This window comes from Desertibacillus haloalkaliphilus (genome assembly GCF_019039105.1).
Classification (GTDB): Bacteria; Bacillota; Bacilli; order Bacillales; family KJ1-10-99; genus Desertibacillus; species Desertibacillus haloalkaliphilus.
In genome coordinates, this window is sequence record NZ_JAHPIV010000104.1 from 1 (window position 1) to 452 (window position 452).

The 452-nt window shown below is 41.8% G+C and carries 1 protein-coding gene; it reads right to left on the bottom strand.

Features of this window, described 5'->3' with window-relative positions; translation table 11 throughout:
* Positions 1-452: PASTA domain-containing protein (locus KH400_RS21055; protein WP_217227989.1), on the bottom strand; the 452-nt coding region annotated here is incomplete at both ends.

The window sequence follows — 452 nt, forward strand, 5'->3', positions numbered from 1 at the left end:
GTCCAAGAGAGAACGTAATTTTAACCGTATCACCAGGTTTAACAGCTGTCCCCGCTCCCGGTTCCTGCTTCATGACCTCACCTTTCGGCACATCGTCAGAATATGCTTCTTTTTCATCTAGCTTTAGTCCATTATCCTCTAGATAATTTGATGCGGCCTGTTTACTATACGTCGTTAAATCCCGTAAGGTAATATCGGCAGGGCCTATACTGACGGTCAATGTGACTTCTTCATCTGCTGCGACAAGTTCTGTATTCGCGGAAGGTTTCTGTTCCATGACAATGCCTGATTCTGTGTCATTATCATTCACTTCCTCTACAACAACCTGTTTAAACCCTTTTTTCTCTAATCGTTCTTTTGCTTTCTCGACCTTTTCACCTGTTACATCAGGTAATTCGGTTTTTTCTTTACCTGTACTTTGATAAAGCTGAATTTCTGTCCCTTCTTTTACC